Source organism: Mesorhizobium sp. M7A.F.Ca.CA.002.05.1.1 (assembly GCF_003998335.1).
GTDB lineage: Bacteria > Pseudomonadota > Alphaproteobacteria > Rhizobiales > Rhizobiaceae > Mesorhizobium.
Genome location: NZ_RZQI01000508.1, coordinates 1 through 4,402, shown reverse-complemented (window position 1 = coordinate 4,402; position 4,402 = coordinate 1). Strand labels below are relative to the sequence as shown.

At 63.9% G+C, this 4,402-nt stretch carries 4 protein-coding genes and 1 pseudogene; all 5 read right to left on the bottom strand.

Annotated features, from left to right (window positions below; translation table 11 throughout):
- Positions 1-81: 81 nt before the first annotated feature.
- Positions 82-285: a DUF680 domain-containing protein gene (locus EN939_RS22710; RefSeq protein ID WP_127269827.1), complete on the bottom strand. Its 204-nt coding sequence runs from the start codon at positions 283-285 to the stop codon at positions 82-84.
- Positions 286-681: 396 nt separating this feature from the next.
- Entirely contained in the window at positions 682-1,461 is a 780-nt protein-coding gene (gene dapB / locus EN939_RS22705) for a 4-hydroxy-tetrahydrodipicolinate reductase (RefSeq protein WP_127269825.1), read from the bottom strand.
- A 17-nt stretch (positions 1,462-1,478) separates the two neighbouring features.
- A complete protein-coding gene (locus EN939_RS22700; protein ID WP_127269823.1) occupies positions 1,479-3,572 on the bottom strand; it encodes an ATP-dependent helicase in 2,094 nt (697 codons plus the stop codon).
- A gap of 85 nt (positions 3,573-3,657) precedes the next feature.
- Complete coding sequence (locus EN939_RS22695; protein WP_127269821.1) at positions 3,658-3,831, bottom strand: hypothetical protein; 174 nt, start codon at positions 3,829-3,831, stop codon at positions 3,658-3,660.
- Between the two features lie 404 nt (positions 3,832-4,235).
- Positions 4,236-4,402 (bottom strand): annotated as a pseudogene (locus EN939_RS39220) (amidohydrolase); the annotation flags it as partial.

Here is a 4,402-nt window from a genome sequence, read left to right as displayed (position 1 = left end):
GGATGGCGGCGGCGGTAAGAGCGATCTTGGTCACTTTATTTACTCCTGAATTCAAGATTGGGTTGATATCGGCAGTCGCGATTAGCGGCCGAAGAGATTGCGGTCAGCGCCCTGCGACGCTCGGGCCTGAACGGTCTGTGTCGACTTCGAGGTCGAAGCGGTGACCGAATGGTCGACAGTGACGGCAGGCTGATTGGCGTTGGCCGAGCCATAGTTGTCGCTGCCGGCAAAAGCAGTCCCCGTGGCAACGAGGATGGCGGCGGCGGTAAGAGCGATCTTGGTCATTTTAGTTACTCCAGTATTTCTTTGTTCTGTCCGTCTGGTGGCGTGCCCTTGGGAGGAATTTCGCGTCGCTCGGACCACCCCGAGATGGGTTTGCCCTGCCGCGGATTCCAATCACGAAGATGTTCCTCCGCAGCTTGAATCCGGGCCTTGAAATTTGGCACAGGCCCCCGGCGGTCATAATTTTATTGTTCGAAATCAAATCTTTAGTGAGATTCTTCTCCCACTATCCGAGGCCGACAACCAGGCCAGCGTTCACCATCTGCTATACAGTCCGTCAACAGAAATCGAACCGAACGGTTCGGTTTGAAGAGACCTGACCCCTCCAGCGTTCTTTTTTCGGTGCGGAGGTGGACGAGATATGGGTGCGTACGTCCAACCGGGACGACAAACCGGCCGCTATAGGCCGGTCATGCCCAGCACGTCGCGCATGTCATATTCGCCTGGCGGGCGTCCCTCGAGCCAGAGCGCGGCGGCGATGGCGCCGCGTGCGAACATGACGCGGTCGCCGGCTGCATGCGACAAGGTCAAGGTCTCGCCCTCGGCGCAGAAGCTGACGCTGTGTTCGCCGATGATGCTGCCGCCACGCAGCACCGCAAAGCCAATCTCGCCGGTCGGCCGCGCGCCGATGACGCCGTCGCGTGCAAGCCTTGCGACCGTGTCCAGGTCGATGCCGCGTCCGCCGGCTACGGCATGCCCCAGCATCAACGCCGTCCCCGATGGCGCATCGACCTTGTGGCGATGGTGTGCCTCGACAATCTCCACGTCCCAGTCATCGGGATCGAGTGCCCGCGCCGCCTGCTCGACCAGCCCGACCAGCATGTTGAGCCCGAGCGAAAAGCTGCCGGAGCGCACGATGGCAATCGTTTTCGCGGCGTCGGCGATAGCAGCCAATTCAGCAGCATCGAAGCCCGTCGACCCGATGACCAGGGACGGCCCGCCGCGCTCGGCGCAAATGCTGGCCAGATCAGCCGAGGCAGCCGGCGTGGTGAAGTCGATGACCAGGTCGGCCACGGCAAGCGCCTCGTCGCGGCTCACCAGCCCTTCGCCGATACTGCCCGGCCGGTGGAAGCGGGCGGCGAGCGCCAGCCGCGCGTCGCCCTGCATGGCGGACGCCATCCCGCGGCCCATGCGGCCCAGCGCACCCGCTATGGCGACCCTGACCGGTGGTTTCAACATGGGGCGCTATCCCGCAGCTATTTCCACATGCCGCGCATGCGCGCGCCGATGTCGACGCGCACCTCCGGCCGAGCCGCCCTGCCCTGTGCCGCCTGTGCGCTCGGCCAGGACACCTGCTGGAACGCAGCCAGGATCGAAGCCGGGATGAAGCGGGTGCGCGAGGCATAGAGATGGCGGTCGCCGCGCGCCGCCTGGCCGTGCGGAAAGAAGCGTTGCGGCATGACCAGGTTGAGATTGTCCTTGGCTCGCGTCATCGCCACGTAAAGCAGCCGGCGCTCCTCCTCGATGTCCTCCTTGGTGCCGACGCCGAGATCGGCCGGGATACAGCCGTCGACCGTGTTGAGCACGAAGACGTTCTTCCATTCCTGGCCCTTGGCCGAATGGATGGTCGACAGGATCAGATAGTCCTCGTCGCGATGCGGCGGCCCGGCCTGGTCGCTGGTGGCGTCCGGCGGATCGAGCGTCAGTTCTGTCAGGAAGCGTTCGCGCGAGGCGTAGCCCGAGCCGATCTGCTCGAGTTGCAAGAGATCGGCGCGGCGCGTCGTTGCATCCTCGTGGATGCGCTCCAGATGCGGCTCGTACCACAGCCTGATCTGTTCGAGATCAGCAGGCCATTTGGCGCCGGCGCGCAGGCCGGAATAGAGCGAGACGAAGCCCGGCCAGTCATCGGCGGCGCGTTGCGGCGGACGCCAGCCGGCCAGCCCCATCGCCTCGTCCAGCGCCGTCGTCATGGTCTCGACGATCTGCGCGGCAGCCGAAGGGCCGATGCCCGGCATCAGCTGCAGCACGCGGAAGCCGGCGACCCGGTCGCGCGGGTTTTCGGCAAAGCGCAGCACCGCCAGCACATCCTTGACGTGAGCGGCATCGAGAAATTTCAAGCCGCCGAACTTGACGAAGGGAATGTTGCGCCGCGTCAGCTCGATCTCCAGCGGGCCGCTGTGGTGCGAGGCGCGAAACAGCACCGCCTGCGATTTCAGTGCCGTGCCGGCCTCGCGCTCGGCCAGGATGGTATCGCAGACGAAATTGGCCTGCTCGACCTCGTCGCGCACGGTCACCAGTTTTGGCCTGTCGGTCGACTTGCGCTCCGACCACAGGTTCTTGGTGAAGCGCTCCGAGGCTTCGCCGATCACCGCATTGGCGGCCGCCAGGATGGTTTCGGTCGAGCGGTAATTGCGCTCCAGCATCACGACGTCGGCGGCTTGCGCGAACTGGTTGGGGAAGTCGAGGATGTTGCGCACCTCGGCGGCGCGGAACGAATAGATCGACTGCGCATCGTCGCCCACCACCGTCAGCCCGGCGCCGTCGGGTTTCAGTGCCATGAGGATCGAAGCCTGCAGGCGATTTGTGTCCTGGTATTCGTCGACCAGCACATGGTCGAAACGCCCGCCCAGATGCGCTGCTATCTCGGGCTCCGCCGCCATCTGCGCCCAGTAGAGCAGCAAATCGTCGTAATCGAGCACGTTTTGCGCCTGCTTGGCCTCGACATAACCGGCGAACAATTGTTTCAGCTGCTCGGCCCAACCGGCGCACCAGGGAAAGGCGGAACCCAACACCTCGTTGAGCGGCGCCTGTGCGTTGACGGCGCGCGAATAGATGGCAAGGCAGGTTCCCTTGGTGGGGAAACGCGCTTCCGTCTTCGAGAAGCCGAGTTCGTGGCGGACCAGATTCATCAGGTCCGCGGAATCCTCGCGATCATGGATGGTGAAGGCAGGGTCGAGGCCGATCTCCAGCGCATAGTCGCGAAGCAGCCGCGCGCCGATGCCGTGAAAGGTTCCCGCCCAGGTCAGCGCATCGGTGATGACAGCTGCATCGCGGCCGAGCACTTCGCCGGCGATACGCTCGACGCGCCTGGCCATTTCGGACGCGGCGCGGCGCGAGAACGTCATCAGCAGGATGCGGCGCGGGTCGGCCCCCTTGACGACCAGATGGGCGACGCGGTGAGCTAGCGTGTTGGTCTTGCCCGAACCGGCGCCGGCAATGACCAGCAGCGGACCGGCTATCTGGCCGTCGCCGTGCTCGACTGCCTGGCGCTGGGCATCGTTGAGCCGGGCGAGATAGGCAGGCTGGACGGTCGGGTCCCGAAAGGTCGAATCAGCAGTGGCGAGGTTCATCCCCCATCAAGCATCGTTTCTGCTTTGTTCGCAATATCGATGCGGGGCTGGCCTCGTGACAGGCCGAAGTGCGACATCCGTGTCTTTAGCGTTGCGGATCGACACCCATGTCGGCCGACTGCCGCCGCAAGGTCTCGCGATCATATTGCGACGGCGGCAACAGCAGCGGGTCGACCGTATCGGGCACGTTTTCGACCATCTTCCTGGCGATACGATAAGTGACATAGGCGAAGGCGCCGGCGACGAGCAGACGGAACATAGTGCAACACTCCTTTGGAGTAGAACCAACCGGGGAAACCGCCTTTGGTTCCCTTGCCAATCGTCCACGCGCGCAGTCGAAGATGGAGGGCGGTTTCGCCAGCGCTCCCCGATGCATTCTTGAGGCAACCGGAGGCGGAACTTGGCGTTTTGCGGGGTTCGCGTGCTGCCGCAACCCGCTGTGGCGTCCCGGACGGACTTTTTGGAGAAGAAGGCCGGCGCCGCTTGGGAGGAGTGAAGCGCCGGCCAAGCGGATAATTAGGTCCGCCGCACAGGTAAGGCTAGCTGAGTCTTTCCCCTGCGTCATCGGGGGATTATCTTTGTTAAAAGCGTACCGAGGCGCACTGCCCTATCGGTCGCCGGTCCGTCACAAGCTTGTCCTGGCCAGCATCCCGGCAATCTCCTTCATCTTCCCGCCTCGCCGCCCAATTGTTGCCTGACCAGCGCGACATGGAAATTCGTGCCGAACAACAGCCCGTCATCGTCGAAATCGTAGCTGGAATTGTGCAGCGGCGCCGAGCCCTCGCCATTGCCGAGGAAGACGAAGCAGCCCGGCACATGGTCGAGGAAGC

What these genes read in the sequence shown, in the direction of transcription:
- EN939_RS22710 (WP_127269827.1), bottom strand. Translation starts at nt 285, where the DNA reads ATGACCAAGATCGCTCTTACCGCCGCCGCCATCCTCGTTGCCACGGGG.
- dapB (WP_127269825.1), bottom strand. Translation starts at nt 1,461, where the DNA reads ATGTTGAAACCACCGGTCAGGGTCGCCATAGCGGGTGCGCTGGGCCGC.
- EN939_RS22700 (WP_127269823.1), bottom strand. Translation starts at nt 3,572, where the DNA reads ATGAACCTCGCCACTGCTGATTCGACCTTTCGGGACCCGACCGTCCAG.
- EN939_RS22695 (WP_127269821.1), bottom strand. Translation starts at nt 3,831, where the DNA reads ATGTTCCGTCTGCTCGTCGCCGGCGCCTTCGCCTATGTCACTTATCGT.